We start from the raw sequence: 26,059 nt of genomic DNA on the forward strand, positions 1-26,059 counted from the left end.
GAAATTGGCTTAAAGTAACTGAAGCCGCCTTAGAGGCGGCTTTTTTTGTCTTAAAAAGTGCATCCCCGTCCAAGTTTCGTTATTTAGTTCTGCATGGGGGGATTTTTTAGTATAAAATTCAGCTCCAAATCCCGCAGCGCCGATTGTCGTCGTGTTGAAGTTCAATACGCGCCCCTTGTGCTACGCTGGATTTGGGGCGAAGCCTAATCGATGGATTACCTTCCTCCCTCTCAAAGACCAAATTAGAACAAGATGGGGACGGCCTGATGTCTGAGAAACACTTTATTACCGCACAGGAATTGCTGGAAGATTCTTTTCGCCTTGCGGCGCAAGTTTATGAGAGCGGTTTTAGACCACAGTTTATTGTCGGCATATGGCGTGGCGGTGCCCCGATAGGGATCGCAGTCCAGGAATATTTCGATTTTAAGCAGGTCGAGACAGATCATATTGCCGTACGTACCTCTTCTTACTATGGCATAGGCACAGACAAGCAGAGCAAGCAGATCAAGGTGCATGGTTTGCACTATATCGTCGAGAATGCCAACGCCGATGATGGCCTGTTGATCGTCGACGATGTGTTCGATTCTGGCCGAAGCATCCACGCCCTGAAAGAGAAGCTGGCGGAGCTGATGCGTCTCAATATGCCAAGAGACGTGCGCATCGCCTGCCCATACTACAAGCCGAAGAATACCGCGGTATCGCTAAAGCCGGATTACTTCATTCATGAATCTGAAGACTGGTTGGTGTTCCCGCACGAGGTGTCTGGCCTGTCGCCAGAGGAGATTGCCAACGGTAAGAGCGATCTGAAGAACATCAAAGAGCTCTTCGTGTGAGACCAAGCGTAGTAAGTAACTGGTTATATTAGCTCGATAACTGTGTGAGTATTTTTGACTGTTGAATAACGACTCATCAAAAATACTCTCTTGTTCTCAAACGTTTGCCTTACGCTAAATCTAATTGCTTACTGTGATGGGTATAGAACTTCGAGCCATGAAAATGCCACCTTAGGGTGGCATTTTTTGTCTGTTACTTTGCGCCTGCTAGAGCTTGTCTATCTCGTCACCCAATTGGTAAGCCTTGTCGGTGACTATCTTCTCTAACGTGGCGATGCGAGATTTCAGCTTGTCTATCTCGGCCTTAAGCTCATCAATTTCACTATTGTCCACGCTGCCTTTTCGCCGGTTGTGTTCCTTAAAGGCTGCTAAGGCGAAGGCGCCTATGATGGCGATGGCGGCGATTTGAAAAATGCCCATGTCGTGCTCCTGTCGATGTTAGGCGTCCTTTGTACTTATTATCCCACTATAACCCAAAACAGGCTTGTCACCAGCCCCTTAGCCCGTTTCAAGCAAGTGAGTCTATCAGGCTGCGCAGTGGACTAGGGCCGCTGCTGCATCGCTTCTTGCACGCGAATACACTCCTGCTCGGCGGCAATCGTCTGGTTAATGCCTCTCAGCGTCGTGGGGCTAAAGCCCTCTGGCTGGGTGAGTAATGCCTGCAGTCTTACTAGGCTGGCGTAATTGCAGCTTCTGGGTAGCAGATTGGCGGTGTAGCTCTGCATAAAGCGCTGGCTGTTGCGTCTATCCAGGCTTGCCAGCTCCGTCAGGCGCTGCTCGGCGCTGGCCTGACTCAGGGCCTTCTGCTCGCTGGGGTAGAGGTGGTTCATCACCAAGGTTAACTTCTCCAGCAGCTGAGGGTCGCTCTCCTTGGTATGGGCCTGAATACGCTCAAACCACTGGCGCTTCTCCTTGGCGCTGGGGCGGGCCACCAGGGCGCCGAGTGCCGCCTGCTCGCCCTCGGGCGAAGCGTCATGCTGCTTCTCCTTGAGCAGGAGTCGTTCGCTGCCCGGGTAATCATAGCGATTGAGGTGGGTCACTATCTGCCAGCGACGTTCGGGCGTGAGAGTGATGCCGGGTAGCGACTCTCTCTCCTCGAGCAGCGCCGCCAGATGACGCTTTGCCTGATGGCTGACGGCGAAGTGCAGGTAGTTGTCGAACCACAGAGATTGCAGTTCGGGTTCGGCCTTATTGGTGATGGTCAGGCGCAGGCTCATCTGGGCGATGGCATTGAGCGCCTGCCGGCTATAGCGACGCTGATTGGGACTCATCTGCTCCAGCAGGGCCTTGGCCTCTCTAAGCTGGTCTTGCACGCTAAGTAGCACCTGGGGATCGGTTTCAGTTGGCAGGTTCACCAGGGCGCTGCCAATAAAGCGGGGCAGAGGTAGCTCACCTATTAATACGGATTCCCACAGCGATTGCCACAGCATGCGCCTCAGCTCTGCCTCTTCCAGGCTGCCAAGATGTAACAGGGCGGTCTCCTGGGAGTCACTGTCCAGCTTGACCCTGACATAGGCTTTGTTCTGGTAGTTGGTATACACCAGATCCGGGCAGCGCACCCCCTTGAGGCGCTTCACCTCGGTGCGCTCCCCCTGGTAATTGACCTCGCTCACCAGGTTCTTGTGCAGGCCATGGCGGCCCAGGGTAAACAGGCCTACCTTGACCCTCTGCATGCTCTCGGCATCGCCGTTATGCTGTATGAGGTTAAAGCGTGAGATGCGATCGCCGCGGCAGCTGAACTCTGCCTCCAGACGGATGATGCCCGCTCGTTTAAAGGCCGTCTGACTCCACTGGCTCAGGGGCTGCTTGGTGACATGCTCTAGGCTCTGAATAAAGTCATTCAGATCGGCATTTTGCAGCGCAAAGCGCTCGAGATACTGGCCTATACCCTGGTAGAAACTGGCGTCGCCCAGCATGAACTTGAGCTGATTGAGCTGGGCGATAGCCTTATTTTGACTCGGTGTCCTATCTTGTGAAAACAGCTCTAGGCTATTGGCGATCTGCTGCTGCACCTGTTCGGGGCTGCGAACAAAGCTAGCCTGGCTGCCTGTATGGGCCTGGCCAAACAGCTGCGCCTCGGCATCATCGGCAACCAGATAGGCCAGGCTCTGATTGAGCCAGAGCTGATCCCACCACTTGAGGGTGACCAGATTGCCTAGCCATTGCTCGGCCAATGCCCGCAGGATAGCCCGCCGAGGCGTGACTCTAGGCAGACTCTCCTCACTGAAGCTGGTCTGCGCCTGACTGGCGCGAAACTCACTCGGCAAGTGAGGCACTATCGCCTGGGTGTAGTGGCCGAAGGGATATTGGTTGCCAAGACGCTGCTGATAATGGCTAAGGGCCTGGCCGGTCTGGGAAAGCCAGGCCTCGGCATCGATAGATTGTGCCTGAGATTGACGGGCAAACAGATTCAATGCAATCCCTTCTGCCTGGCTCTGCCAGGTTTGATATGGCCCGGCGAGCAGGGAGAAGTTATGAGGGCTGACCGGCTTACTCACCATAAACTGCCACAGACGGCTCTCGCTCATTGGCTGATGGCTCTCGCCCATTGGCTGACGGCTCAGCACCTTGGCTGCGCTGGCGACTTGCCAGTCGCTGGGTGCCAATACACTCAGCTGGTAGCTGGCCCTGAGATCCGGCTGATCAAATTGTGGCGCCAGGGTCTGGGCGCTGGAGGGCAGAAAATGGCTGTAGAGGTAGCGCAGGCCATCTTGTGGGTCGATAAACTCGATAAGCCCCTGATCTTCATGGCTGTAGGGACTGCTAAAGTCCACCTTTATCTGGTTACTGCCGCCCTGTAATAGGCTGGCCGGGATCACTAGCCTGTGACCATTATAGTTGGGATAGAGCTTCTGATCATTGATGAGCAGTTGGCTGATAAGCGCCTGCTCCAGATCTAGGCTTATGGCCTGCTCGCTGCCGGTGAGCTCAAACTGGATCAGCGCCTCGCCCTTAAAGCGTCGCGCCTGGGTCAGATCTAGGTGTAGCTGGTAGCTGACCTGGCTGACTCGGCTGGCACGCTGTTTGGCGACGCTGGCGCTGATGCCGAGGGATTTCTCGACTGTCTGTTGACTGCCGGGGGAGGTGCTTTGGCATGCGCCGATTAGGAGGCAGAGGAAGAGGCTAGCGCACAGGGAAAACAGTCTCAAAACGGGTCCTTCTTATATTATTGGCTCGAGGGCTTATCGTTCGGCTAGCACTCAATGGGCGGGCAAATACCCGCGCCATACATGGGTGCCAAAGGCCGCCACATTCTACCCGACTCTGCCCCTTGGCAGTAGAATTTATCGACAAAATTTCTCTTCGCTATGCAGATTTAGGCATAAAAAAACCAGCACTAGGCTGGTTTTTAACGGTGAGTCTGGCTTACATGCCGAGGAAAGATTTTGACTTGGTCTTGCGGATCTCTTTCTCGTCTGACCATTCGATCAGGCCGGTTTCCAGATCCATCAGGCGCATGGTCATCTTGTAGTAGACATCCTTGGTGCTGCCATCTTGCTTAACTATGCTCGACAGGTTGCCGTACAGCATGTACTGGGCACCGATCTGACGACCGAAGTTGATGGCGGTCGATGGGTCAACCATGCCGGCGTTGTTCTGATAATCCAGTTGCTTGCGTACCGCGTCGACCTTGGTCATGTCGATGAAGCGGAACTTACCCGAGCGCAGCAGCTTGTTGCTGATCGAATCTGTGACAGATTCGGTATCGATATGCTCTGAGGTCTTGTTCTTGATCTTGTCGACAAAGATGACAGGGCGATCTTTGGCCGTCATGGCTACCACAGGCGGAAAGCTCAGCATGCTGTCGACCATCTTGGCGGTGATCGCCTGCAGATCCGTAGAACCGAAGTTTTCATTGACGGTTTCGACTTCAGTAGCATCACCGTACTGCACCTTAGATTGACAACCCGCCAGGCCAATCGCCACGGCGATGATAAAAATGAGGTTGAACTTTTTCATAAAAATACCGATTCCTTAGTCTTGATTAGATGATTATTGAATGAAAACGGGTGAAATTACCAGTCTCAATTATCCAAATTAATGTGGTTTTATCGCTTTGTACGTCAACTGCTTGCACCTGAGACTGCCCCAGACGGATCTGATATTGGCCCGCATCCAGATAGCGACGTCCTAACTGGGCCTGACTGGGCAGGGTCAACCAGCTGCGTCTGTCTGCCTGCTCGGTAACCACATTGAAGATCTGCATGGCGATGGCTCCGGCGTCGAACTCGTCCTTGCGGCGCTTGGACTCGCTGCGCACGCTGCGGGCCATCTCTGCCTTGGCGTAGATTCTCGCGGCCTGGCGAAACAGGGCGCTGGGGAGTTCTTCCTTAAGCGCGGTGATTGCCAGGGCGTCAATATTGGCGAGCGGCGCCGTCTTCAGCACAGTACCCAGGCCAATGATCTCCCCTTGGGGGACGCTGACTCGGCTGGGTACATAGGTGGCCAAGGAGGCAGTCTGCCAGTTGCCGCTAATGCGAAAAGGCACGGTAAAGCTTTGCTTCTCAGGCACAAAACCCCGCTCGAGTATGACGACGACCTGTCCCTGGCCGGGCTTGGCCAGCTTGGTATCGCCCCAGCGGTGCTTAAACTCCTCATATTGCGGCATAGCCAGTTTCTTGGCCAGTCGCACCAGATCTTGCTGCAGATAGGGGTTGTCCGGGGTGATCTGCGCCGCCTTGCGATAATCGATGAAGGCGTCATTCTCTTCGCCCAGCAGCTCGTGCAGCAGCCCCGTGGTGTAGTAACTATAGGCGTTGAGGAAAGAACTTGTGGTGGTGCCGGCCGCTTGCCCGAGTCGATTGACCTCGGCGTCTATGGTGCCGTTGGCCATCGCCTGTACCGACGCCTGGGATTTCTGATATCTGGCCTGCTCGCTCTGCTGTAGCTCGTTGCTGCGCCTCACCTCGACCAGGGCTCCCTGGCTGTCTCGGCTAAAGAGGTAGTTAAGGGCCTGATACTGATGCAACATGATGCGTTCATAGCCGGGGCCACGATAGGGGATCACGTTGTCGTTGATAAACAGGCTGCTGGCGGTAGCGCCAAGATCAGATGCGCTGATCACCGCCTGGTCGTCAAACTTGGTGTAGGCATCGACGGCCTGCTGGTAATAGGCTTTGCTAGCCTCGAAGTCTCCCGTGATCTGGGCAATACGTCCCGCCTCCTGGGCATACAGGAGTCCATCTTGGCCTGTGATGGCATCGTCGAATTGTCGATAGAGGGCGGCATCGCTCTGTCTGGTGAGATCGGCCTTTACCGGCGCAAGCTGTGACGGATAACTGATAAAGACGCTGTTAAAGGCGCAGCCCGATAGGGTGAGCGACAAGAGCGCGCAGGCCATGGCCGTGCGGTATCGTCTTGAGACTCGACTATGAGGGCTGCTTTGGTGTGGCATAGTTGGTCAGATCCTTTGTGAAGCTAGTTCCGTTAAATGGCCTGGCGCCATGGCGCCGGTCTAATAGTGGGGAGGCGGCGTCTCTTCCGCCTGACTGGCGATGTTGCTGGGCTCGACCTGCGCCAGCTTGCTGGTGAGCAGGCGCAGTTTTTCCTGTTGCTCGGCCAACAGGTCGTTGAGCTTGATCACCTGCTGGTTCAGCGACTCTATGGTGTCGTCCTGAAAAGCCAGTTTCATCTCAAGATCTTCGATTCTTTGTTCTAGTTGCACCAATGTTAGTCCTCTATCAATCGGGCATGGGCCAGGTTTCCAGCAAGCCATTACTGCTAAAGCTGATGATCTGCCCATTAAGGGTTTCAGCCACAGAGTATACAACGGCGCCCTTGATTTGGGCACGCTCGGTGCGGGTAACTTGCCAGTTGGCGCGCATTTTTCCATCGGCTACCCGCCAAACGCTCACTTCTCTGGCAGGGGTGCCGGTGAGTAGTGTCTGGTTATCTTTGGTAAAGCGTGCGGTGGAAAAGTTCATTGTGCGACGTTTTATTTTAAGGCGAGACACAGATTCGCCTGTCTGCGTCTGCCAGATCTCGGCCCTATTGGTGCTATCGGCGGCGAAAGCCAGGCTGGCGTCCTGGGTCAGGCTGACGCTGAGTACCCGGCTGGGGAGTTGCCACTGCTGCAGTGGCTGCCCGGTGTTGGCCTGCCAAAGAATGACCCGGTTGTCGTTGCCGCCCGATAGTGCCCAACGGCCGTCGGCAGAGAGGGCGACGCTGTTAACCTTCTCGCTGTGCCCGAGGAATTTGATCAGGGTGTCGGTCTGGTGATTGAGTGACATGACGCTGCCGTCGGTGAGGCCGATCAGTAGGGTTCCATTGTCGGCAAGCGCCAGACACTGCCCCTTGGCGGGCAGGGACCACCATCCCAGTGGCTGACCATCTTGTATATTCCACAGCGCGACCGAATCGCTGCTGAGGGAGGCAGCGTATTTCAGGTTGTCCGACAGGGCGGTGGCGATCGCTGTGCCGCCCGCTTTGCCATGGAGCCACTGATACTTAAGCGCTTTTTGGGTGAGATCCCAGAGTTGCAGGTTGTTGCTGGTGGTGCTGACCAGAAGTAAACGCGCCTGTGGAGAGAGGCTGGCATCATAGCTAGGTTCGGCGATCAGGCTATCGACCTCAGGTTTAGGCTGACAAGCACTCAGCAGGAGTGTACAAGCAATCAGTGTACAAAAATACAGCAATCCGGTTCTGCTCATGAACTTGTTCCTGGTTGAGTTGTCTTTAGCTCAAAGGTTTTCGCCTAGGTAAGGCCACCAAACCATCATTGATGAAACTTAATCAATGTAATTGGTATATGTTAATTAACTAGTATAAAGTGGTTCGTCTTAGAAGAGTAAGGTTATTGTAACCACAAGAAAATGCTGAGGAAGCTTTAATGAAGTCCATTTATAAGATGTCACTGGTCGCGTTGGCGGTGGTTGGTCTAACTGCTTGTAACCAAGAACAAAAAACAACAAAACCGGCAGAAGTAAAACTCGAGACCCAGGCGCAGAAGCAAGCCTATAGCGTAGGCGCGTCGATCGGTAAATATATGTCTGGTCATATCAAGGAGCAGGAAGAGCTGGGTCTACCAGTAGATCGTAGCCTGATTATTCAAGGTTTTAGCAACGGTCTGAACGACGAGCTGAAGCTGACCGAAGAAGAGATGCAGACAGTACTGCAAGGCCTTGACGAGCAACTAAACGAGAAGCGTCAGGCACAGGCGACTGCACTGGCCGAGAAAGCCCAGGCAGAGAGCGCGGCTTTCCTAGAAGCCAACAAGGCGAAAGAAGGCGTTGTGACGACAGAGTCTGGCCTGCAGTATGAAGTGATCACCGAAGGTACTGGTGATAAGCCTGCTGCAGAAGACACGGTTGAAGTGCACTATGTTGGTACCCTGATCGACGGCACAGAGTTCGATAGCTCTATCGCCCGTGGTCAGAGCGCTAAGTTCCCGCTAAATCGCGTTATCCCAGGTTGGACCGAGGGTGTTCAGCTGATGTCTGTGGGTTCTAAGTACCGTTTCGTGATCCCAGCCGAGCTGGCCTATGGTAGCCGCGATACCGGCAGCATCCCGGCTAACTCGACGCTGATCTTCGAAGTTGAGCTGCTTTCTATCGAGAAGGCCGCACCGGCAGCCGAAGAAGCGGCAGCGGCTAAGTAATTCGCTGTTCTCCTAAAGAGATTGAAAAAGGGCGCCTCGGCGCCCTTTTTGCGTCTGTATGAAATGCCAGAGTGAACTGCCCGAGGGGGAATTTTCGCCGCTTAGCGCCAGGCGGCTTGGATATCTCTGCAATTGTCTTGGCCTTAGGTTAGAATTTGCAAAGTAACCTTGGGGAAGACAGCTTATGGAATATGAATTTCGCCGTAACACATTGACCGGCACCCTGGTGGCACAGTTCACCATGGATCATGAGATTATGGGGCTTTGGTTTGTCGATGAGCTGGGCGAAGATAAGGCGCTTATCGCTCAGATAGCCTCGACTATCGAGGCACTGCAACAGGGTAAGCTGACAGAGCAAGGTTTTATCGGTAAGGCCATCTCCCTAGAGCTGGATGAGGAGCAGGCGAGAGTCTTTGCCAACGCCTTAGAGATGGATGATGACACGCCTCTGGATGAGTCTATGTCGCTATATGACGGCGAGTCCCAGGCCTTCTGTGGACTGGAGGATTTCGAGGCGGCGCTCAAGAGCTGGCAGGCCTTCATCGAGGAGAGTCGATAGCCGAGGAAATCTAGGCGAATAGTAAGGGGAAAACCCTACAAAGAAGAAAGGCAGCCTGGGCTGCCTTTTTTGCGTCTAATGAGCGATTCTGAACTTAATCACTCTCAATCCACACAAATCAAATCCAAGTAAACTAAACCAAACATAAGCCTATTGGTTCAGGTAGCGTACCGCCATCTCGGTGCGCGACTTGGCGTTGGCCTTGCGCAGCAGATTCTTCACATGCACCTTGACCGTGCCTTCGCTGATATGCAGCTGCTCTGAGATCACCCGGTTGCTCTTGCCTTCAGCCAGTTGCTCGAGGATCTGCAGCTCTCTCGGTGTCAGGTTGTCTATCCAGGCCTGCTCGTCGGCGCCATCTTTCAGCTCATAGATGAAGTCTTCCACCGATTCAGAGATCACGCGGTGACCCTGCATGGCATTCTTGAGTTTCTCCAGCAGCAGATCCGGCTCGGTATCTTTGAGCAGGTAACCGTCTGCGCCGGCCCTGACCAGGCGGATAACGTCCTGCTTGGCGTCGGATACCGTTAGGATCACTATGCGGCTGGTGACCCCTTCCTGACGCAGGGCATTGAGGGTATCTAGTCCTGTCATCCCCTTCATGTTGAGATCCAGTAACACGATATCCGGTTCATTCTCGGCAATTGCCGACAGGGCATCTAGGCCGCTGCCTGCTTCACCAAATAGGGTGAAGTCTGAGTCAGAGGTGATAAGTTGACAGATCCCGCGACGTAACAGGGGGTGATCGTCTACAACCAAAACTGAATAGGGTTTGCCCATTTTTTATGCCTCCACTGAGGTCTGTTTTATTTAAAAATTAGTGTTTTATATTACCAGCATCCTACTGGTTTGGCTCTTTTTCGGGAGGGAAAACTAAGGTGACCGTGGTCCCGCCCTGTTCGTTGCTGCTGAAGTCTACCACACCCGAGAGGCGACTTGCTCGTTCATGCATGATTCCTATGCCAAAATGTTGGTCCCTTTCCTTGAGCTTCTCCAGACCTACGCCATCGTCACTGATGCTGATCTTCACATTGTTCCCGCTACGGGTGCAGCAGATATGAATATGATTCGCCTGGGCATGCTTGATGGCGTTGAGGGTCGCCTCCCGGGTGAGCTGCAACACGTGAATATGTTGATGGGCGCCCAGCAGCTGGATCGGCAGCTTATCTTCGAGGGTGATCTCGGCCGTGGTTTGCCCCCTGAGCTGGTCCAGCATCATCTCTATGGCGTGATTCAGGTTGGGATCTTTAATGGTCAGGCGGAAGGTGGACAGCAGTTCTCGCAGCTGAACATAGGCGGTGTTAACCCCTTCGTTGATCTCCTGGAGTTGTTCCTCCACCTGAGGGCTGCGGCACTGGCTGTCGAGTCCCTTGGAGAGCAGGTTGACCTGGATCTTAAGAAACGACAGCAGCTGACCCAGGGAGTCGTGCAGCTCACGGGCGATCACGCCGCGCTCTTCCATCAGCGCCAGCTGTTGGCGCTGTTCGCCAGCGTTATAGATGACGATAGAGCGGGCCAACATGATGGCGAAGTTCTCAAACAGGGGGTGATTGATCTCGCCCAGGGAGGTGACCTCGAGATAGCCCAGCTCATTGTCGGCAAACTTCAGCGGGAAGCGTGTCTGGCTCAGCGAGGCAATCGGCCAGCCGCCATCGGCATCTATGTAGAGCTTCTCCTTGTCGTCCTGGGCGATCACTAGCCTGAGGAAGCTATGGGGTTCATGGGCCCTGAGTTGATTCAGTGCCTGTTTCAGGGTGCTGATCTCCAGCTTGCCCGAATGCAGCATCACCAGGTTGTCATAGAGGAGTTTCAACTCGTTGTTGGCGCGGGTGAGGGCGAAGGTCTTCTCTTTAACCTGATTTTCCAGATTGTTATATAGGGTCGACAGCTCCCTGGCGCTGGTGGCTAGGGCGTTGCTCAGCGAGCTGAGCTCAACATATTCACTGTCTGGCATGGTGACATCGAACTCGCCTTTAGAGATGGTGTTGGCCGACTCCATCAACTGATTGAGCGGCTTGACCACCTTGCGCTTGGTAAAGCGCACGGCGAAGAAGGCAATCAACAGCATCAGCCCCAGGCCGCTGATCTGGCTGGCGGCCAGCAGCTTGAGCTTGAAGGCGGCAAACTCTTCAGTCTCCAGCACGAAGAGATCTATGGTGTCGACGAAATCCTTGAGGGCGGAGACATAGAGGCGGGAGTTCTCCTCTTCGATATATTGCTTCATTACCTGCCACTTCTCGATAACCAGTAGATATTGGGAGGCGAGATCATCCGGGGTCATCCAATCGAGCGAGCGTTTCAGGGCATCCGAGTGGAGTGTGGCCTCAAACTCCTTAATTTTCTCGTCGGCTTCCTCGCTGCCCGAGTTGGCATAGAACATCAGGCGGTAACTTTGCATACGCAGAGAGCCAGAGGCGTTGATGGCTCTGGCATCTCCCAGGCTATAAGCCAAATTAGCTATGGCGAAGGTGGCAAGTCCACTGGAAAGTAAAATTAAGGCCAGCATTAACCTTAAGATGGTGGAGGTAAGACTACCTTTCTTCATGTATTAGAACTCATTAAATAATAGGGAAAAATCGGAAATTTGGACTATCATACTTGTTTAGCAATCGCTGATAAAATTAACAATGTGGTAAAAATGTGACCAACAACACATTCACATTATGATCTGCCTCAAGTTTTAACCCGGATACCCCATAAGGGGTATATTTTTAACGGGGTTAAGGGACTAACTTTGGCCCTGGAGATGTTGTGGTTTTAAAGACTACTATAAAAAAGTAACACGGAGATGAGATGGTGAGAACATTAACAACAAAAACCTTTGCACTGAGTGCTTTGGTCGCCGCAGGCCTGATGGCTACCGGCGTTATGGCAAGCGACAAGACCGAGCCACGCAATGAAGTCTACAAAGACAAGTTTTCAAAGCAGTACAACAGCTGGCATGACACTGCCGAAAGCAAAGAAGTTGTCGATATGCTTGAAGAGGTTCCTAGCCTAGTCGTATTGTGGGCAGGTTATGGTTTCGCGAAAGATTACAATGCGCCACGTGGTCACATGTATGCGGTAACTGACGTACGCAATACACTACGTACCGGTGCGCCTAAGTCTGCCGAAGATGGTCCAATGCCGATGGCATGTTGGTCTTGTAAGAGCCCAGACGTACCGCGCGTTATCGAAGAGCAGGGCGAAGATGGCTACTTCACTGGTAAGTGGTACAAAGGCGGCGCCGAAATCGTTAACACTATCGGTTGTTCAGACTGTCACGAGAAAGGCTCTTCTAAGCTACGCATGTCACGTCCATTCGCCGAGCGCGCAATGGCTACACTAGGCACACCGTTTGACAAGGCTTCTAAGAAAGACAAGCAGTCTATGGTTTGTGGCCAGTGTCACGTAGAGTACTACTTCGAGAAGACCAAAGATCGTAAGGGCTTCGTGAAATTCCCATGGGATATGGGTACAACTGTTGAGCAGATGGAAGTCTACTACGACAACATGGAGTTCAAAGACTGGACACATGCTGTTTCTAAGACGCCTATGCTGAAAGCACAGCACCCAGGTTATGAAACTTGGCAGCTGGGTGTACACGGTAAGAACAATGTGACCTGTACCGACTGTCACATGCCTAAAGTGAAGAATGCTGAAGGCCGTAAGTTTACAGACCATAAGGTAGGTAATCCATTCGATCGCTTCGAAGAGACTTGTGCGACTTGTCATACTCAAAGCAAAGAGTTCATGGTTAACCTAACTAAAGAACGTAAAGCGAAGGTCGCTGACCTTAAAGCACGAGCTGAATCTCAGTTAGTTAAAGCACACTTCGAAGCTAAAGCCGCTTGGGATGCCGGTGCAACCGAAGCTGAAATGAAGCCTATCTTAATGGATATCCGTCATTCACAATGGCGCTGGGACTATGCAACTGCCTCTCACGGTGTTGCGGCTCACGCGGCTGATGAAGCACTGCGTATATTAGGTACCTCGGTAGATAAGGCTGGTGATGCTCGTGTTAAGCTTGCTCAGCTGCTAGCGAAGAAAGGTGTCAAGCAACCTATCGCCTTCCCTGATGTCTCTACCAAGGCTAAGGCACAAGCTGCGCTGGGTATGGATATGAAGAAGTTGAATGGCGACAAGGAAGAGTTCAAGAAGACTGTACTTCCTAAGTGGGATGCCGAAGCTAAGAAGCGCGAAGCAACTTACTAATTTCTCCCCCCTGCATAGTAAAAGCCCCGGTTATCCGGGGCTTTTTTATGTCTGATCTTATTTAATCATCTTCAATAAGGCCTTGAACCTGTCGCCGTTGGCCTCAGCCTGCAGCTCGAACAGTAGAGATTCGCTGTTGGTCAACAGCGCGCCGTGCTGCGCCATTATCTCGCTGCCCAAGATCTTATTGGCTTGTGTTCGCGAGGAGACGGCGTCTGTCACCAGGTGCACCTCGTAACTGTTATCCAGCAGATCCCGGCAGGTCTGATAGACGCAGATATGGGTCTCTATACCGGCGAGCAGCACCTTGGGCCTGTCATACTGGCGCAATGCCTGTCTGAAGGGCTCGGCCTGCCAGGCGCTAAAAGTTGCCTTGGCGATAGGCTGATAGTGAGGCGCAAGTAGCTCAGCTAACGCCGGGCTGGTGGCGCCTAGCTTATCGGGGAGTTGTTCGAGCCAGATGACTGGGATCTCAAACAGCTCGGCCGCCTTGATCAGTGTGATAAGCCGGGCTTCAAGTTCCTCGGCTTGGTGCATCAGGGTAGCCAGCTTTCCTTGAACATCGACGATGATCAGCACACATTTCTGTGGTTTTAACATGGGGCGCTCCTCAATGGGTGGTGACTCCATGATACCCAGATAATCCCCTCTACCAATCCGTCATAAGTCGAATAGTTGGCTGCGCTATTTCTGTGCAGCCAATGCATAGCCGCACCTATTTGGTGCATTTGTATTCAGCCCTAAGTGAGCCTGTATTACTAAGTTTATGAATGTTAAGGGTTTGTAATATTGGCCTGATGATTGAATTGCCTTTGGCATCAGCAAGAATACTAAGATGAGTCGGAGGCGGTAATGAAATTAATCAGCGCAATAATCAAGCCATTCAAACTCGATGATGTGCGAGAAGCCATTGCAGGGTTGGGGATTGAGGGGATGACGGTGACCGAGGTGAAGGGATTCGGACGTCAGAAAGGCCATACTGAGCTCTATCGTGGCGCCGAATACCAGGTAGATTTTCTGCCTAAGGTCAAACTGGATATCGCGACTAAGGCTGAAAATGTCGATCACCTTATCGAGTCCATCGTGGCGGCGGCGCACACGGGCAAGATAGGCGACGGCAAGATTTTTGTGACGGATCTCGATCAGGTGATCCGTATCCGTACCGGCGAACTCGATAACGAAGCACTTTAAGGGGGTAATTCCAATGGAAGAGTTAGTAAAATTAGGTGCGACAGTATCTGAGTTGAGGTTTGCGCTCGACACCTTTTATTTCTTGATCTCAGGCGCGCTGGTGATGTGGATGGCGGCGGGCTTTGCCATGTTGGAAGCGGGCCTGGTTCGCTCTAAGAACACCACAGAGATCTTAACCAAGAACGTCTGTCTCTATTCTATCGCCTGTATCATGTATCTGGTGGTGGGTTACAACATCATGTATGTGGATAACGCCGAGGGCGGCTGGTTACCTTCGTTCGCCAGTCTCATTGGTGCTCAGGCCAGTGATGCCGACCATGCGCTGGAGTCGGATTTCTTCTTCCAGGTGGTGTTTGTGGCGACGGCTATGTCTATCGTCTCTGGCGCCGTTGCCGAGCGTATGAAGCTGTGGGCCTTCCTGATCTTCTCTGTGGTGATGACAGGGCTTATCTATCCAATCGAGGGTAACTGGACCTGGGGCGGCGGTTTCCTCTCAGAGGCGGGATTTGTCGACTTTGCCGGCAGTGGCATAGTGCACATGGCGGGCGCAGCCGCGGCGATCTCAGGCGTCTTGTTGCTCGGCGCTCGTAAGGGCAAGTATGGCCCTAACGGTCAGGTTAACCCTATCCCAGGTTCAAACCTGCCTATGGCTACCCTAGGTATGTTCATTCTGTGGATGGGTTGGTTCGGCTTTAACGGTGGCTCTCAGCTACTGGTGTCTGATGCCGAAAATGCCTCGGCGGTGGCGAAGATCTTCGTCAACACCAACTCTGCAGCCGCGTTCGGCGCCGTCTCAGCCCTGGTGGTCTGTAAGATGGTATGGGGTAAGGCGGATCTGACCATGATCTTAAACGGCGCCTTGGCGGGCCTGGTGGCGATCACCGCCGATCCGCTGTCGCCTTCGCTGCCTCTGGCCGGGGTTATCGGCCTGGTAGCCGGTGGTCTGGTGGTCTTCTCTATCGTGATGTTCGATCGAATCAAGATTGACGATCCTGTCGGCGCGATTTCGGTACACGGTGTTGCCGGTCTGTTTGGTCTGGTGTTAGTGCCACTATCAAATGCCGATGCGACGCTGTTGGGTCAGCTCTATGGTGCGGCTGTTATCTTCGCCTGGGTGTTCTCGGCTTCTTTTGCGGCCTGGTATCTACTCAAGGTCACCATGGGTATCCGTGTCTCTGAAGAGGAAGAGTACAACGGCATGGACGCATCGGATTGTGGTATCGATGCCTATCCTGAGTTTGTCTCGCTCAAGAGCGCCAGCTGATACTCCTCTAGACTAGATAGTCTGATAAACAGGGTCCGTGCCTCATGGTGCGGACCCTGTTTTTTGTATTATGCTATCGACAGGGATGGTGTGAGGAGCGTTAACATGAAGCAGTCTCTCTGGGTATTGGTTTTGATGCTGATGTCGGCTCAGCTGCAGGCGGGCCAGGTGGTGGTGCGTAAGTCGAGTGAGCCTTTCGATGCCTTTGCCGTGCGCGATAAGGTGCAGCAGGATTTCGCGTGGCGAGAATCTTTGCGTATGCAGCAACAGATTAAGATATTACAGAGTCTCCCCCTGGGCTGTGTGATGTTTAAGCTGCCCTATGCCTACTATCGTTGTGGCGCGAATTTCTATCGTCCCTATCAGTATCGAGACGAGGGCACGGCTCCCATGCAGCTCTATATTCAGGTCGATCCGCCAGTTGCTCAGTGATTGTTAATATTTTGTAACGCTTTGCGTGGGGCAAAATGAAAAAGCCTACTTTATGATAGATCTTACGGTGCCCTCATCAGCGTAGGTTTAATATGAAAAGGCTATTTGAGTATAGGCGCGCTATGTTGTTGTTATGCTTCATAGTGAGCGGTTGTGCCAGCGGCCCGGGTAAGGAAACCCTCGCTAATATAGATCAATACTTTGCCGACGAAGAATTCACGGCGGTAGCGGTTCAAGTCACCCCAGATAAGCTGTTTGCATTGCCCACACAGGTAACTGTGGATCTGCGGCAAGATTATAAGCGTAGCCGAATGGCAAGGGACTATATTGCCGCCAACTTGTGGCTGGCTAATTACATCAATGCCGATAAGGGTGGCTTCAAGTACCGAGATAATCTGACCAAGATCCCCGCCGATACCTTTGATGCCAGGGCAGGTAACTGCCTGTCGCTGGTGCTGCTGAGTGCCTCGCTGGCCGATGCCTTAGGGGTCGATGTCGAGTTTCAAGAGGTCGAGGTTCCGCCCGTGTGGGATAAGGCCGGTGATTTCTATCTGGTGAATGGTCACATCAATCTGCGCCTCATTCCACGAGAGACGAGTGATACCTTCCTTGCCGACAAAAATGCGCTGCAGATCGATTTTCTGCCCGAACGTACCATGCGTGGCTACGCTAAGCGGCGTATCGATAGAACTACCGTCATGGCGATGTTCTATAACAATGTCGCGGCGGAGTCGCTGGTTGAGGGACGTTACGATCAGGCCTATGCCTACCTGAAACAGAGCCTCATGTTGAAGGCCGACTTTATACCCGCCTTGAATACTCTGGCAATTCTCTACCGCTACAAGGGGTTGGATGATAGGGCGGAGACCCTCTATAAGCTGGCGTTATCCCAAGACAGTGAGGATATGAATGCCCTGTTTAATTACAGTGTGCTGCTGGCCAGCCAAGACAGATTAGAGGAGTGGGCTGAGGTACATAAGACCCTGGAACTGGTCAGGATCCGTAATCCCTATTATTACTATGACATGGCGCAGCAGGCCTATTCAGAGCACGAGTACCAGACCGCGTTGGCCTGGTACAAACGCGCGGTGGAGAAGGCTGACTATCGCCATGAGTTTTACTTCGGTCTCTCCAGAGCCTATTGGGCCACGGGGGATGAGCGCAGGGCTAAGCTGAATATGCAAAAGGCCTTGTCCTTATCTGTGGATGAATATAACCAGCGACGCTATCAGGCCAAGTTGCAGGCGATGCAGTCGCATCAAGGTATTCATTAACCCTGTATTCATTAACTAAGGCATTTATTAACCAAGGTATTTATTAATTAAGGCATTTATTCACTAAGGTATTTTTTACCAAGGTATTCATAAATAAGGCGCCTGTGAGAGGCGTCTTTCATGTCATGCCTATCCTGGTTGAATGAAGCGATTTGAATCGCCAGCGAATACCGACACTATTTTAGCTCTACAGGCATCTTCTCAGGCTCTGGCGCTGAGTCGATGCTTCGGCTTTTCTCCTCAGCTTCCTCTCTGTCCAACTGGGCGATACCCAAGTCTATTTTTTCTGCAATGGCTTGGCTGTGACAGGCTATCTTGCGTGGAGCCGGCGCAAACAGGGGATGGCGAACCGTTGCCAGAAGGGTGTCGACTCTAAACTTGAGCTGTTCGCGGTAATATTCAAATATGCGCCCTTCCAAGATAATGGCTTCGACCCTTCCAGAAAACAGCATCATCACCTGGCTTTTCTGGCTGTTGGATTCGCCATATTGCGGGTTATTGAGTGCCATCTGGTAGAAGTCTTTACCTAAATATTGCGTCGCATTCTGAAATCCCATGACAGAGATCGCCGCCAGATCGGTGACTGAGTCGATGAGCAGTTTATTGCTGGCCAGAGTAAACACGCTGTTTTGGTAACTGATAAGGCTGCGGGTGTAGTAGAGGCCCGCTAGGTTCTCGGGGGCATTGATGAGGCAATCGACATTGCCGCTGGCGACCTGGCGGAACGCTCGCTTATTGGGGGATAGATGAATGTGTCCGATCGATAACGACTGCCTGGCTAACACCGCCGCGAGACGCTCATATTGAATCCCGCTCTGACCGTTGGCAAAGAAATAGGGGGGAATGGTGTTGCTGACCGCAAAGGAGATCTCTGTGTTAGCAGCGTGTGCCAGAAGCGGGTTTGAAAAAAGTATAAAACCAGATGCCAGCAGCAATTTTCTCATCGGGGCGATGGTTACCTCAACAGGGGCTGTTGCGCCATCTCGAGAGCCTCGGTGTCACTCTCTTATGACCTTTAATAATCTACTATAGATAGGCTTCTAGCCGATTTCCAGACAAATGTTAACAATTTGTTTTGTCTCTATCCGTTTATATCGCTGGCTTAGCTGGGAAAGTTTTAAATAAAAATAATAATTTAATCTTATATAACAGATGGTTATTTTTATATTTTTAATTTTATTAATGTTTGGTTGCAATAGCGGAGGATACTGGATAAATTGAAATCAGTAGTGCAATAGAGAGACCCTTATTTAATCCAGAGCCGGAGTGGAAAATAAATATCATGTATTATCAAACTGATGACGTTCGCATTAATAAAATTAAAGAGTTGTTACCCCCTGTCGCCATTCTTGAGCGATTTCCGGCAAGCGAAAATGCATCGGCAACAGTGTTTAACGCACGGCAGAATATACACAATATCCTTAAAAAAGAAGATGATCGTCTGTTAGTGATCATTGGCCCTTGTTCTATCCATGATCCTAAGGCGGCGCTTGAATACGGTGAGAGACTCGCCAAATTGCGTGAGCAATATAAGGATCAACTCGAGGTGGTGATGCGCGTCTATTTCGAGAAGCCGCGTACCACAGTGGGCTGGAAAGGCTTGATCAACGACCCTTACATGGATAACAGTTTTAAGTTGAACGATGGTTTGCGTACTGCGCGTAAACTGCTGTTAGATCTCAACGATTTAGGCGTGCCTACTGCGGGTGAATTCCTGGATATGATCACCCCACAATATGTGGCGGATCTCATGTGTTGGGGCGCAATTGGCGCTCGTACCACAGAGTCACAGGTACACAGAGAGTTGGCATCGGGCCTCTCTTGCCCCGTAGGTTTCAAGAATGGGACCGATGGCACCATCAAGGTCGCTATCGACGCGATCGGCGCGGCCAGTGCACCTCACCATTTTCTGTCGGTGACCAAGTATGGCCATTCGGCGATCGTCTCCACCAAGGGCAACCCCGATTGTCACATCATTCTGCGTGGAGGCAAGGAGCCTAACTATAGCGCCGAACACGTTCAGGCGATCAGTGAACAGCTGGCGAAGGCAAACCTGCCGCAAAATATCATGGTGGATTTTAGCCATGCCAATAGCAGTAAACAGTTCAAGCGTCAGATGCTGGTGGCCGAAGATGTGGCCAGTCAGGTAAGTGCCGGTGAGCGTGCGATTTTCGGCGTAATGGTCGAGAGTCACCTGGTCGAGGGACGTCAGGATTATATCGAAGGGCAACCTTTGTGTTACGGTCAGAGCATCACAGATGCCTGTATTGGTTGGGAAGATACCGAGACTTTGCTGGCACAGCTCAATCAGAGTGTGCTCGAACGTCGCGCTTAGTCTGGCCTTCATCTGCTGAGCTTGCTCAGCCGGGTGTCGACGAGAAACTAAAAAGGAAGCCAATTGGCTTCCTTTTTTGCATTCTGCTAGCCCGTTTATTTGGCTTGTTGTTTCACCAGATATTCATTGGCCTTAGCCAGACTGCCAAAAGACGATATTAAATTGTTTTGACCCTTTTGCTGAATTTCTGGGCTGTTCGATTCTGTCATCATCCATACCCAAGTTTGTACCAATGGCAGTGGAGGGTATTGCACGTCAGATGATTGTGGCATATCGGCTTCCTTTAAAAAATGGGGGTTATTCCCGCTCTGCTTTTGCTCGGCTTGAACTGCCTTAAGCTGATCTTGAGATTATCAAAATCTCCGGCAAGAGATAACAATAATTACCCCGTTGAAACATTAAAGTGATAATTATTCTCTCAAGAATAATGCTTTTTTCTGATTTTGCCATCATTTTGTCAATCTAAAGTCGTGCCAGGCTGTACAAACGAATGCTCCTAAAGTCTGATATTGGACAGCTTGCATAGGGCAAAATGCTAACCCCTTGGCAAAGCTGAACAATTGCGCTAGTGGCGGATGAGTCTACTAAGGTAAGATGGTGGATGTTATGGCTTTTATCTCGATTTCATCTAAATGCCATCCTCCCAATATTGATGCTAGCTGGAGTTGCCATGCGTCCCACGCTCTATTTTGATGGTCCTATCGATAAATTGAACTGGCAGGTCCTGAAACTGCTTTGGCCCTATCTATTGGAGTTCAAGGGGCGGGTGGTACTGGCGCTGGCCTGTCTGGTGGTGGCGAAAATGGCAAGCGTCGGTCTGCCTTTCGTGCTCAAACACCTGGTGGATACCCTGAGTGAGGCCTTGAGTGAGCAGATAATTGCGGTGCCCATCGCCCTGGTGCTGGCATACGGTAGTCTACGCCTGCTGAACACAGTGATCTCCGAGGTGAGAGACACGCTATTTGGTCGGGTTACCGAACGAGCGATAAGGCGTTTGGGCTTGTCTGTGTTTGATCATCTGCATCGGCTGGATCTCGCGTTTCACCTGGAACGGCGCACCGGCGGCCTGTCTCGAGATATAGAACGGGGCACCAGTGGGGTCAGCTTCTTGATGCGTTTCATGGTGTTCAACATAGTGCCGACCCTGCTCGAGATCGCACTGGTGGTGGGCATCTTGCTTTATAACTATGGCTGGGCGTTCGCCATCATTACGTTAAGCGCCGTCGTCGCTTATATCCTATTTTCCATCTTTGCCACCGAGTGGCGCACCGGCTTCGTGCGTGAGGCGGCTATGGCAGATTCTCAGTCCAATACCCGCGCCATCGACAGCCTGCTCAACTATGAGACGGTGAAGTATTTTAACAACGAGGCCTATGAGTCTGAGCAATATGATCAGGCCCTCGAGCGATGGGAGGTGGCCAAGCGTAAGAATCGACTCTCTCTGTTTGCCCTCAATGCCGGTCAGGCGTTGATCATCTCGCTGGCGATGACGCTGATGTTGGCATTGGCCGCGAGTCAGGTCAGTCAGGGAGCCATGACCATAGGTGACTTCGTGCTGATCAACGCCTTCATGATGCAGCTGTTTATGCCGCTGAATTTTTTAGGCTTTGTCTATCGCGAGATACGCGGCGCGCTGGCCAATATCGAGCGCATGTTTAGTCTGCTAGATAGAGTGCCAAAGATTGAGGATGCGCCCGACGCTAAGTCGCCCCAGATCACGCTGGGGAGCCTTAGGTTTGAGGGAGTCAGTTTTCGTTACGGCGACAGGCCTATCTTGTCCGATGTGAGTTTCGAGATCCCTGCTGGGCATAAGGTGGCGATTGTGGGGGATAGCGGCGCGGGTAAATCCACCATAGTGAAGCTGCTGTTTCGCTTCTATGAGGCGCAGCAGGGGGTTATCAGCATAGATGGGCATGATACTAAGGCGCTGACCCAACACGCGCTGCGTAGCGCCATTGCCATAGTGCCGCAAGATACCGTGTTGTTTAACGACTCCTTGCTGGAGAATATTCGTTATGGTCTGCCGGGGGCCAGCGATGAGCAAGTGAAGGAGGCGATAGAACTGGCCCATCTCTCTCATTTTGTCTCACAACTCAGCGAGGGTTGGCATACCAAGGTGGGCGAGCGCGGGCTAAAGCTATCCGGTGGCGAGAAGCAGAGGGTGGCGATCGCCAGGGCGATTCTTAAGGGCTCACCCCTATTGGTGTTCGACGAGGCGACCTCGTCTCTAGATAGTCATTCGGAGCAGGCGATCCTCAATGCCCTCAAGGAGATGGCCAAGGGGCATACCAGTCTGGTGATCGCCCACAGGCTGTCGACGGTCGTGGATGCCGACCAGATCTTGGTTCTAAGTCAGGGGAAGATCGTCGAGCGCGGCGATCATCAGAGCCTGCTGGCAGCCAATGGCCTCTACAAGAAGCTGTGGACGGTACAAAATCAACATTAATTGTAGGGGGTTAAGTATTCGTTCAGGTTTGATTTGCATAATATTTGTCAATAACAAACCTGTGGAGGCGGTCCCATGAAAAATATCCCTATACATGCAAGTATCGAAGGTCAGGCGCGGGTTGTGGATACCGATTGGCTAGCCATCATGGCGACCTTGAAAGAGCGGGGGCTGGAACAGGAGGAGTTGGTCACCGTTTATGCCCAACTTAGCTCCTACTTAAGGGTCACGACTCGGGGCCTGACGCTGGCGATGATACCAGCCTCGACCGTGATCGAGGGGCTGACTCGCGAGGTAAAACACTGCGCGAATGACTATGCGGGGATGTTATAGGGGGTTACTGCCTGAGTGGCAGGTAGAAAGATTAGGCTGACTTTGAGGTATTGACCGGTCTCCAGCCGTCGCAAAGGAGGCTGAGTTTGCTATTTTGCGGTTCATAAGGCGTAAGCCTAATGATCTCTCCCCCCTTGAAGCAGATAGTCTCACCTTCGATAACCGTTAATCGGTTGCAGTTTTGGCAGCTAACCGACAAGGGTTTACTTTTATTTCCCGCTCCAAAAAACGAATTACTCACCTGTGACTCTCCATGGCTGGGCTTGTTGCCAGCACCTGCTGCTAATCCATATATCGCTAATGTAATCAAGTTTAGTCTATAAAGCTAGCGCTATCTAGACTAATGTCTAATCCTTATTGGGTATTGCTTGAACTTGCACCATATTGGGTTTTTATCAGACTACTTGGGCCATCTTGGTGCAGGGAAAGGATAAATAAATTGTCATATTCATCCTCTCCCAATTGAGGTATCTCTGGTCCTCTCAGTGCCTTGATGATCAGTGGTACAGTATTGGAATGCCCCGCAATGACCACATTGCCTTCCTGCGCCATGACGCTATCGACGATAGCCGCTATATGCTTGTCCATCTCCCTGCCCGCGTCGATAACGATCAGAGGAATCCCTTTCGCGGCGATAAGCGGCGCCAAAGTTTCCTGGGTGCGCTTAAATTGTGTCGATATGGCCAGGGTGAGTGGGGTATCGGCCAGGCTCTCTACCAACGCTTGTGCCCTCAACTTGCCCGCGTCATTCAGGCTAGGGTCGCGACCTTGAGTGGCCTTTTCCCCATGACGTACCAAAATCACAGTCTTACTGGCAATTGCCGCATTGGCCTGGGCTATAGGCAGGTAACCTAATAGGGCGAGAAGCCCAAAGCTGATGAGTCGTAACATAAGCATCCCTATCTATTTTAACGAGTTGGCTAGCATATCCTATTTCGCTGAGTATGCCGATGACAGATTAATTGGGTCTTAGGGCTAAAGTTGTTTATAAAATGGACGATAATTATAGCTGAGGGTTAATTTAATTTGGTGAGCGAGGCGATTATGGAGATTCAAAATCACGGCGGAGCCGTATCTGCGGCGGCGCATAACAAGACAGATTCGACGACTAACCATGGTCAGCAAGTCTCCGAAGTGGCTAAGAACAAGACGGCCCTGGCGGCCAGTAAACAGTTGATGAATACGGCGATCCTGGAAGCGCAGCAAGATGTGAACCTGAGCGCAGGCAATGAGCCCATGCAGCTGCTCTACAAGGCAGCAATCGAGGCGATCAATGAGGAGCTGGCGCCCACTATGGGCGAGCACGCCATTGAGACGGCTGTGGCTCAAGGGGTCGATACCTCGCCCGAGGCGACGGCCGAGCGCATCGTTAGCTTTGCCACCCAGTTTTTTGCCATACACCAGGAGCAAAACAGTGGCATGTCGTTCGATGAACAGTTGAGCTCCTTCATGGACATTATCGGCGGGGCGATAGACCAAGGTTTCGATGAGGCCAAAGATATCCTCTCTGGGCTCAAGGTGCTTGAAGGTGACATCGAGGCTGGGGTCGACAAGACCTACGGCCTAGTACAGGAAGGGCTACAGGCATTCAGAGACAGTTTCAATCAGGAGCCTGAGCAAGAATAGCGTCTCTTTCGATACCATTTGACTAGGGCCTGTTGAACTTTGCTGTTTGTTTTTGCAGCAGTTTGAAGGTGGTTTATACAAGGCAGAGCCTGTGTCGTGTAGTTCTCTACACAAACTGGCGATAACGCCGTAGAAATGGCCTACAAACGCTGCCCAACGGGTTCATCTAAACGCGCGCTGCACTTTATGAAAGGCTTCCTGCCTTTCATCGCAGGCGGTCAGCGACGCTGTTAGAAATCGTTCCAGACGATTTATTTGTTGTTCGCCATTCACATAGAGTAACTATGCTTCATGGCTCTCGCCTCGCGCAAAACGCGTTTAGATTGAACAAAAATTAAACTTGAAAAATCAACAGGCCCTAGGATAAACCCCTTCATATAAGGGGTTTTTTGTTGTCTTGACTCGGATAGAAAATCTATGAATCATGGGAGTATCAGTGTCGATTGATGCCAGCAGAGGTGGCGATATGTGGGGAGAGGCAAAGGTTGTAGAGCGGATTGACTGGAGCGATCAGTTATTTACCTTGAAGCTGTCGGCGGATATCGGCGAGTTTATTGCTGGGCAATTTATCAAGTTGTCGTTGCATATCGACGATAAACGTGTCGCCCGGGCCTATTCTTTGGTCAATGCGCCCGATGCGCCGCTGCTCGAGGTGCTGGCAGTGAGTGTTGACGACGGGCTGCTTTCGCCTAAGCTCCAGGCCTTAGGGCCGGGGGATAGCGTCGATATTTCTACCAAGGCGGCGGGTTTCATGACGCTGGATGAGCTCCCTGAGCAGGGCAAACATCTGTGGTTTTTTGCCACGGGCACAGCAGTGGGCCCCTTTATCTCCATGATGAGAACCGCCGAGCCCTGGCAGAGATTTGAGCGTGTGATCTTAGTATATGGGGTGAGGTATCAAGACGATCTCGCCTATTTTCAGGAGCTTAAATCGTTCGAGGCGCAATACCCTGAGCAGTTTACCTTAGTCACCTCAGTGACCCGAGAGCCGGTGGAAGGGGCGCTGAGTTGCCGCATCACCCAAGGGGTAGAGAGCGGCGTGATAGAGCAGCAGGTTGGCCTCAGCCTAAGCGCACAAGATTCACAGGTGATGATCTGTGGTCATCCAGAGATGATAAAAGAACTCAATACCCTGTTGCAGTCCCGTGGCCTGGCTAAAAATCTTCGCCGCGCGCCAGGACAGATCACCGTCGAGAAATATTGGTAGAGGAAGCGAGATGCAATTACTGTTTTCTGACGCATCACCCTACGCAAGAACCGTGCGTGTCGTCATCGCACAGTTTGCCATCAGGGGGATCGAGCCGGTAGCGGTGAACCCATTGGACAATACCGAGCTACTGCTAGATGCCAATCCCCTGGCCAAGATCCCCTGTTTGTTATTAAACGATGGCGGCGCCTTGTATGATAGCGAGGTGATCCTGCGCTACCTGGATCATGAATATTGCGGTGGTGAGCTGTTTGGTCAGCCTGGTGATTCTTGGTATGGCGAGACTCAATACTCCCTGATCAAGGGGCTGCTCGACAGTGCGGTGGCGTTAAGGCAGGAGCAGATGCGGGACGATGAAGGATTGCGTAGCCCGTTCTGGACGGCGAGATTCGAGCAAGCCTTACTCAGGGGGCTGGCACAGATAGAGCTGATGGCCATTTCTGGGCACAGCAAGTTGTCGTTGCAGCAGATTTGTCTCGCCTGCCTGTTAGAGTATTTGGATTTTCGTCATCCTGACCTGGATTGGCGTAAGGTGGCGCCCGCTACAGCCAGATGGCTACAGACTTTCTCTATGGGCGCGGCCATGTTAACCACGCGTCCCCGCGCCTAGCCTTTGCCAAGTTGCTGCTAGTATCAGGCAGTTTGCATTTGAGGCTCTGCCTCTAGTGGCGGGTATCGGTAAGGCGCCGTCCCTTTGCCGGTTGATTGCGTCGATTGGGCTCGCCGAAAACGCCATAGAGTTCGCTGGTCACGCCAAAGTCGACCCGC

The 26,059-nt window shown here is 52.2% G+C and carries 26 protein-coding genes; 14 read left to right on the top strand and 12 right to left on the bottom strand.

Annotated features, from left to right (window positions below; genetic code table 11):
* Window positions 1-266 precede the first annotated feature (266 nt).
* A complete protein-coding gene (locus tag DB48_RS10110; protein ID WP_041510167.1) occupies window positions 267-833 on the top strand; it encodes a phosphoribosyltransferase in 567 nt (188 codons plus the stop codon).
* A 207-nt stretch (window positions 834-1,040) separates the two neighbouring features.
* Here the strand turns inward: DB48_RS10110 and DB48_RS10115 are convergent, their stop codons facing one another.
* From DB48_RS10115 to DB48_RS10140, 6 genes are all read right to left on the bottom strand, one after another.
* Window positions 1,041-1,253: a hypothetical protein gene (locus DB48_RS10115; protein ID WP_041510168.1), complete on the bottom strand. Its 213-nt coding sequence runs from the start codon at window positions 1,251-1,253 to the stop codon at window positions 1,041-1,043.
* A gap of 122 nt (window positions 1,254-1,375) precedes the next feature.
* Window positions 1,376-3,982: an ERAP1-like C-terminal domain-containing protein gene (locus DB48_RS10120; RefSeq protein ID WP_041510169.1), complete on the bottom strand. Its 2,607-nt coding sequence runs from the start codon at window positions 3,980-3,982 to the stop codon at window positions 1,376-1,378.
* 217 nt (window positions 3,983-4,199) lie between these two features.
* Window positions 4,200-4,793, bottom strand: a complete 594-nt coding sequence (gene lpoB / locus DB48_RS10125; RefSeq protein ID WP_041510170.1) for a penicillin-binding protein activator LpoB — start codon at window positions 4,791-4,793, stop codon at window positions 4,200-4,202.
* A 25-nt stretch (window positions 4,794-4,818) separates the two neighbouring features.
* The gene (locus DB48_RS10130) at window positions 4,819-6,174 is read right to left on the bottom strand and encodes a COG3014 family protein (protein WP_041510171.1); all 1,356 of its coding nucleotides are present in this window, start codon (window positions 6,172-6,174) and stop codon (window positions 4,819-4,821) included.
* Window positions 6,175-6,288: 114 nt separating this feature from the next.
* Window positions 6,289-6,501, bottom strand: coding sequence for a SlyX family protein (locus tag DB48_RS10135; RefSeq protein ID WP_041510172.1), 213 nt, complete (start codon window positions 6,499-6,501; stop codon window positions 6,289-6,291).
* Window positions 6,502-6,514: 13 nt separating this feature from the next.
* Window positions 6,515-7,483 carry a WD40 repeat domain-containing protein gene (locus DB48_RS10140; protein WP_041510173.1) on the bottom strand — a complete coding sequence of 323 codons (969 nt, stop codon included), beginning with the start codon at window positions 7,481-7,483 and terminating at the stop codon, window positions 6,515-6,517.
* Window positions 7,484-7,662: 179 nt separating this feature from the next.
* Here DB48_RS10140 and fkpA point away from each other — a divergent pair, with 179 nt between their 5' ends.
* Complete coding sequence (gene fkpA, locus DB48_RS10145; protein WP_041510174.1) at window positions 7,663-8,430, top strand: FKBP-type peptidyl-prolyl cis-trans isomerase; 768 nt, start codon at window positions 7,663-7,665, stop codon at window positions 8,428-8,430.
* A gap of 184 nt (window positions 8,431-8,614) precedes the next feature.
* Window positions 8,615-8,989 carry a YacL family protein gene (locus DB48_RS10150; RefSeq protein ID WP_041510175.1) on the top strand — a complete coding sequence of 125 codons (375 nt, stop codon included), beginning with the start codon at window positions 8,615-8,617 and terminating at the stop codon, window positions 8,987-8,989.
* A gap of 150 nt (window positions 8,990-9,139) precedes the next feature.
* Here the strand turns inward: DB48_RS10150 and DB48_RS10155 are convergent, their stop codons facing one another.
* Both DB48_RS10155 and narQ read right to left on the bottom strand, forming a co-directional pair.
* Window positions 9,140-9,769 carry a response regulator gene (locus DB48_RS10155; RefSeq protein ID WP_011864648.1) on the bottom strand — a complete coding sequence of 210 codons (630 nt, stop codon included), beginning with the start codon at window positions 9,767-9,769 and terminating at the stop codon, window positions 9,140-9,142.
* Window positions 9,770-9,830: 61 nt separating this feature from the next.
* Entirely contained in the window at window positions 9,831-11,534 is a 1,704-nt protein-coding gene (narQ, locus tag DB48_RS10160) for a nitrate/nitrite two-component system sensor histidine kinase NarQ (protein WP_041510176.1), read from the bottom strand.
* A gap of 248 nt (window positions 11,535-11,782) precedes the next feature.
* On the opposite strand from narQ, the gene nrfA reads away from it, so the two are divergent.
* Window positions 11,783-13,183, top strand: a complete 1,401-nt coding sequence (gene nrfA / locus DB48_RS10165) for an ammonia-forming nitrite reductase cytochrome c552 subunit (RefSeq protein ID WP_041510177.1) — start codon at window positions 11,783-11,785, stop codon at window positions 13,181-13,183.
* Window positions 13,184-13,240: 57 nt separating this feature from the next.
* On the opposite strand, the gene DB48_RS10170 is transcribed toward nrfA, so the two are convergent.
* Window positions 13,241-13,783, bottom strand: a complete 543-nt coding sequence (locus DB48_RS10170) for a hydrolase (protein ID WP_041510178.1) — start codon at window positions 13,781-13,783, stop codon at window positions 13,241-13,243.
* 252 nt (window positions 13,784-14,035) lie between these two features.
* Between DB48_RS10170 and DB48_RS10175 the strand changes: the two genes are divergently transcribed.
* The 4 genes from DB48_RS10175 to DB48_RS10190 all read left to right on the top strand — a co-directional run bounded on the left by DB48_RS10175 (window position 14,036) and on the right by DB48_RS10190 (window position 17,344).
* On the top strand, window positions 14,036-14,374 hold the full coding sequence (locus tag DB48_RS10175; protein ID WP_011864652.1) for a P-II family nitrogen regulator: 339 nt from the start codon (window positions 14,036-14,038) through the stop codon (window positions 14,372-14,374).
* A 13-nt stretch (window positions 14,375-14,387) separates the two neighbouring features.
* A complete protein-coding gene (locus DB48_RS10180; protein ID WP_041510179.1) occupies window positions 14,388-15,638 on the top strand; it encodes an ammonium transporter in 1,251 nt (416 codons plus the stop codon).
* A gap of 105 nt (window positions 15,639-15,743) precedes the next feature.
* Window positions 15,744-16,070, top strand: a complete 327-nt coding sequence (locus tag DB48_RS10185; RefSeq protein WP_041510180.1) for a hypothetical protein — start codon at window positions 15,744-15,746, stop codon at window positions 16,068-16,070.
* Between the two features lie 122 nt (window positions 16,071-16,192).
* Complete coding sequence (locus DB48_RS10190; protein WP_235375379.1) at window positions 16,193-17,344, top strand: tetratricopeptide repeat protein; 1,152 nt, start codon at window positions 16,193-16,195, stop codon at window positions 17,342-17,344.
* Between the two features lie 176 nt (window positions 17,345-17,520).
* Here the strand turns inward: DB48_RS10190 and DB48_RS10195 are convergent, their stop codons facing one another.
* Window positions 17,521-18,288, bottom strand: a complete 768-nt coding sequence (locus DB48_RS10195; protein WP_052813745.1) for a substrate-binding periplasmic protein — start codon at window positions 18,286-18,288, stop codon at window positions 17,521-17,523.
* A 338-nt stretch (window positions 18,289-18,626) separates the two neighbouring features.
* Here DB48_RS10195 and aroG point away from each other — a divergent pair, with 338 nt between their 5' ends.
* Window positions 18,627-19,679 carry a 3-deoxy-7-phosphoheptulonate synthase AroG gene (gene aroG, locus DB48_RS10200; protein ID WP_041510182.1) on the top strand — a complete coding sequence of 351 codons (1,053 nt, stop codon included), beginning with the start codon at window positions 18,627-18,629 and terminating at the stop codon, window positions 19,677-19,679.
* Between the two features lie 95 nt (window positions 19,680-19,774).
* Here the strand turns inward: aroG and DB48_RS20290 are convergent, their stop codons facing one another.
* Window positions 19,775-19,951, bottom strand: coding sequence for a hypothetical protein (locus DB48_RS20290; RefSeq protein WP_011864658.1), 177 nt, complete (start codon window positions 19,949-19,951; stop codon window positions 19,775-19,777).
* Between the two features lie 398 nt (window positions 19,952-20,349).
* On the opposite strand from DB48_RS20290, the gene DB48_RS10205 reads away from it, so the two are divergent.
* Together DB48_RS10205 and DB48_RS10210 are read left to right on the top strand one after the other, a co-directional pair.
* Window positions 20,350-22,125, top strand: coding sequence for an ABCB family ABC transporter ATP-binding protein/permease (locus DB48_RS10205; protein ID WP_041510183.1), 1,776 nt, complete (start codon window positions 20,350-20,352; stop codon window positions 22,123-22,125).
* Window positions 22,126-22,200: 75 nt separating this feature from the next.
* Entirely contained in the window at window positions 22,201-22,458 is a 258-nt protein-coding gene (locus DB48_RS10210) for a hypothetical protein (protein ID WP_041510184.1), read from the top strand.
* A 354-nt stretch (window positions 22,459-22,812) separates the two neighbouring features.
* Here DB48_RS10210 and DB48_RS10215 read toward each other — a convergent pair whose 3' ends face one another.
* Window positions 22,813-23,349 (bottom strand): phosphoglycerate mutase family protein, encoded by a 537-nt coding sequence (locus DB48_RS10215; protein ID WP_041510195.1) that lies wholly within the window; start codon window positions 23,347-23,349, stop codon window positions 22,813-22,815.
* 153 nt (window positions 23,350-23,502) lie between these two features.
* On the opposite strand from DB48_RS10215, the gene DB48_RS10220 reads away from it, so the two are divergent.
* The 3 genes from DB48_RS10220 (at window position 23,503) to DB48_RS10230 (ending at window position 25,901) form a co-directional block, all read left to right on the top strand.
* Entirely contained in the window at window positions 23,503-24,084 is a 582-nt protein-coding gene (locus DB48_RS10220) for a DUF5610 domain-containing protein (protein WP_041510196.1), read from the top strand.
* A 466-nt stretch (window positions 24,085-24,550) separates the two neighbouring features.
* Window positions 24,551-25,291 carry a ferredoxin--NADP reductase gene (locus tag DB48_RS10225; protein ID WP_041510197.1) on the top strand — a complete coding sequence of 247 codons (741 nt, stop codon included), beginning with the start codon at window positions 24,551-24,553 and terminating at the stop codon, window positions 25,289-25,291.
* Window positions 25,292-25,301: 10 nt separating this feature from the next.
* Complete coding sequence (locus DB48_RS10230; RefSeq protein WP_041510185.1) at window positions 25,302-25,901, top strand: glutathione S-transferase N-terminal domain-containing protein; 600 nt, start codon at window positions 25,302-25,304, stop codon at window positions 25,899-25,901.
* The last annotated feature ends 158 nt before the right edge of the window (window positions 25,902-26,059 follow it).

The organism is Shewanella sp. cp20, from assembly GCF_000832025.1.
Classification (GTDB): domain Bacteria; phylum Pseudomonadota; class Gammaproteobacteria; order Enterobacterales; family Shewanellaceae; genus Shewanella.

Excerpts from the sequence above, each read along its gene's own strand:
- DB48_RS10110 (WP_041510167.1), top strand. The coding sequence starts at position 267 with ATGTCTGAGAAACACTTTATTACCGCACAGGAATTGCTGGAAGATTCT.
- DB48_RS10115 (WP_041510168.1), bottom strand. The coding sequence starts at position 1,253 with ATGGGCATTTTTCAAATCGCCGCCATCGCCATCATAGGCGCCTTCGCC.
- lpoB (WP_041510170.1), bottom strand. The coding sequence starts at position 4,793 with ATGAAAAAGTTCAACCTCATTTTTATCATCGCCGTGGCGATTGGCCTG.
- DB48_RS10130 (WP_041510171.1), bottom strand. The coding sequence starts at position 6,174 with ATGGCCTGCGCGCTCTTGTCGCTCACCCTATCGGGCTGCGCCTTTAAC.
- DB48_RS10140 (WP_041510173.1), bottom strand. The coding sequence starts at position 7,483 with ATGAGCAGAACCGGATTGCTGTATTTTTGTACACTGATTGCTTGTACA.
- fkpA (WP_041510174.1), top strand. The coding sequence starts at position 7,663 with ATGAAGTCCATTTATAAGATGTCACTGGTCGCGTTGGCGGTGGTTGGT.
- DB48_RS10150 (WP_041510175.1), top strand. The coding sequence starts at position 8,615 with ATGGAATATGAATTTCGCCGTAACACATTGACCGGCACCCTGGTGGCA.
- DB48_RS10155 (WP_011864648.1), bottom strand. The coding sequence starts at position 9,769 with ATGGGCAAACCCTATTCAGTTTTGGTTGTAGACGATCACCCCCTGTTA.
- narQ (WP_041510176.1), bottom strand. The coding sequence starts at position 11,534 with ATGAAGAAAGGTAGTCTTACCTCCACCATCTTAAGGTTAATGCTGGCC.
- nrfA (WP_041510177.1), top strand. The coding sequence starts at position 11,783 with ATGGTGAGAACATTAACAACAAAAACCTTTGCACTGAGTGCTTTGGTC.
- DB48_RS10170 (WP_041510178.1), bottom strand. The coding sequence starts at position 13,783 with ATGTTAAAACCACAGAAATGTGTGCTGATCATCGTCGATGTTCAAGGA.
- DB48_RS10175 (WP_011864652.1), top strand. The coding sequence starts at position 14,036 with ATGAAATTAATCAGCGCAATAATCAAGCCATTCAAACTCGATGATGTG.
- DB48_RS10180 (WP_041510179.1), top strand. The coding sequence starts at position 14,388 with ATGGAAGAGTTAGTAAAATTAGGTGCGACAGTATCTGAGTTGAGGTTT.
- DB48_RS10185 (WP_041510180.1), top strand. The coding sequence starts at position 15,744 with ATGAAGCAGTCTCTCTGGGTATTGGTTTTGATGCTGATGTCGGCTCAG.
- DB48_RS10190 (WP_235375379.1), top strand. The coding sequence starts at position 16,193 with ATGTTGTTGTTATGCTTCATAGTGAGCGGTTGTGCCAGCGGCCCGGGT.
- DB48_RS10195 (WP_052813745.1), bottom strand. The coding sequence starts at position 18,288 with ATGAGAAAATTGCTGCTGGCATCTGGTTTTATACTTTTTTCAAACCCG.
- aroG (WP_041510182.1), top strand. The coding sequence starts at position 18,627 with ATGTATTATCAAACTGATGACGTTCGCATTAATAAAATTAAAGAGTTG.
- DB48_RS20290 (WP_011864658.1), bottom strand. The coding sequence starts at position 19,951 with ATGCCACAATCATCTGACGTGCAATACCCTCCACTGCCATTGGTACAA.
- DB48_RS10205 (WP_041510183.1), top strand. The coding sequence starts at position 20,350 with ATGCGTCCCACGCTCTATTTTGATGGTCCTATCGATAAATTGAACTGG.
- DB48_RS10210 (WP_041510184.1), top strand. The coding sequence starts at position 22,201 with ATGAAAAATATCCCTATACATGCAAGTATCGAAGGTCAGGCGCGGGTT.
- DB48_RS10215 (WP_041510195.1), bottom strand. The coding sequence starts at position 23,349 with ATGTTACGACTCATCAGCTTTGGGCTTCTCGCCCTATTAGGTTACCTG.
- DB48_RS10220 (WP_041510196.1), top strand. The coding sequence starts at position 23,503 with ATGGAGATTCAAAATCACGGCGGAGCCGTATCTGCGGCGGCGCATAAC.
- DB48_RS10225 (WP_041510197.1), top strand. The coding sequence starts at position 24,551 with ATGTGGGGAGAGGCAAAGGTTGTAGAGCGGATTGACTGGAGCGATCAG.
- DB48_RS10230 (WP_041510185.1), top strand. The coding sequence starts at position 25,302 with ATGCAATTACTGTTTTCTGACGCATCACCCTACGCAAGAACCGTGCGT.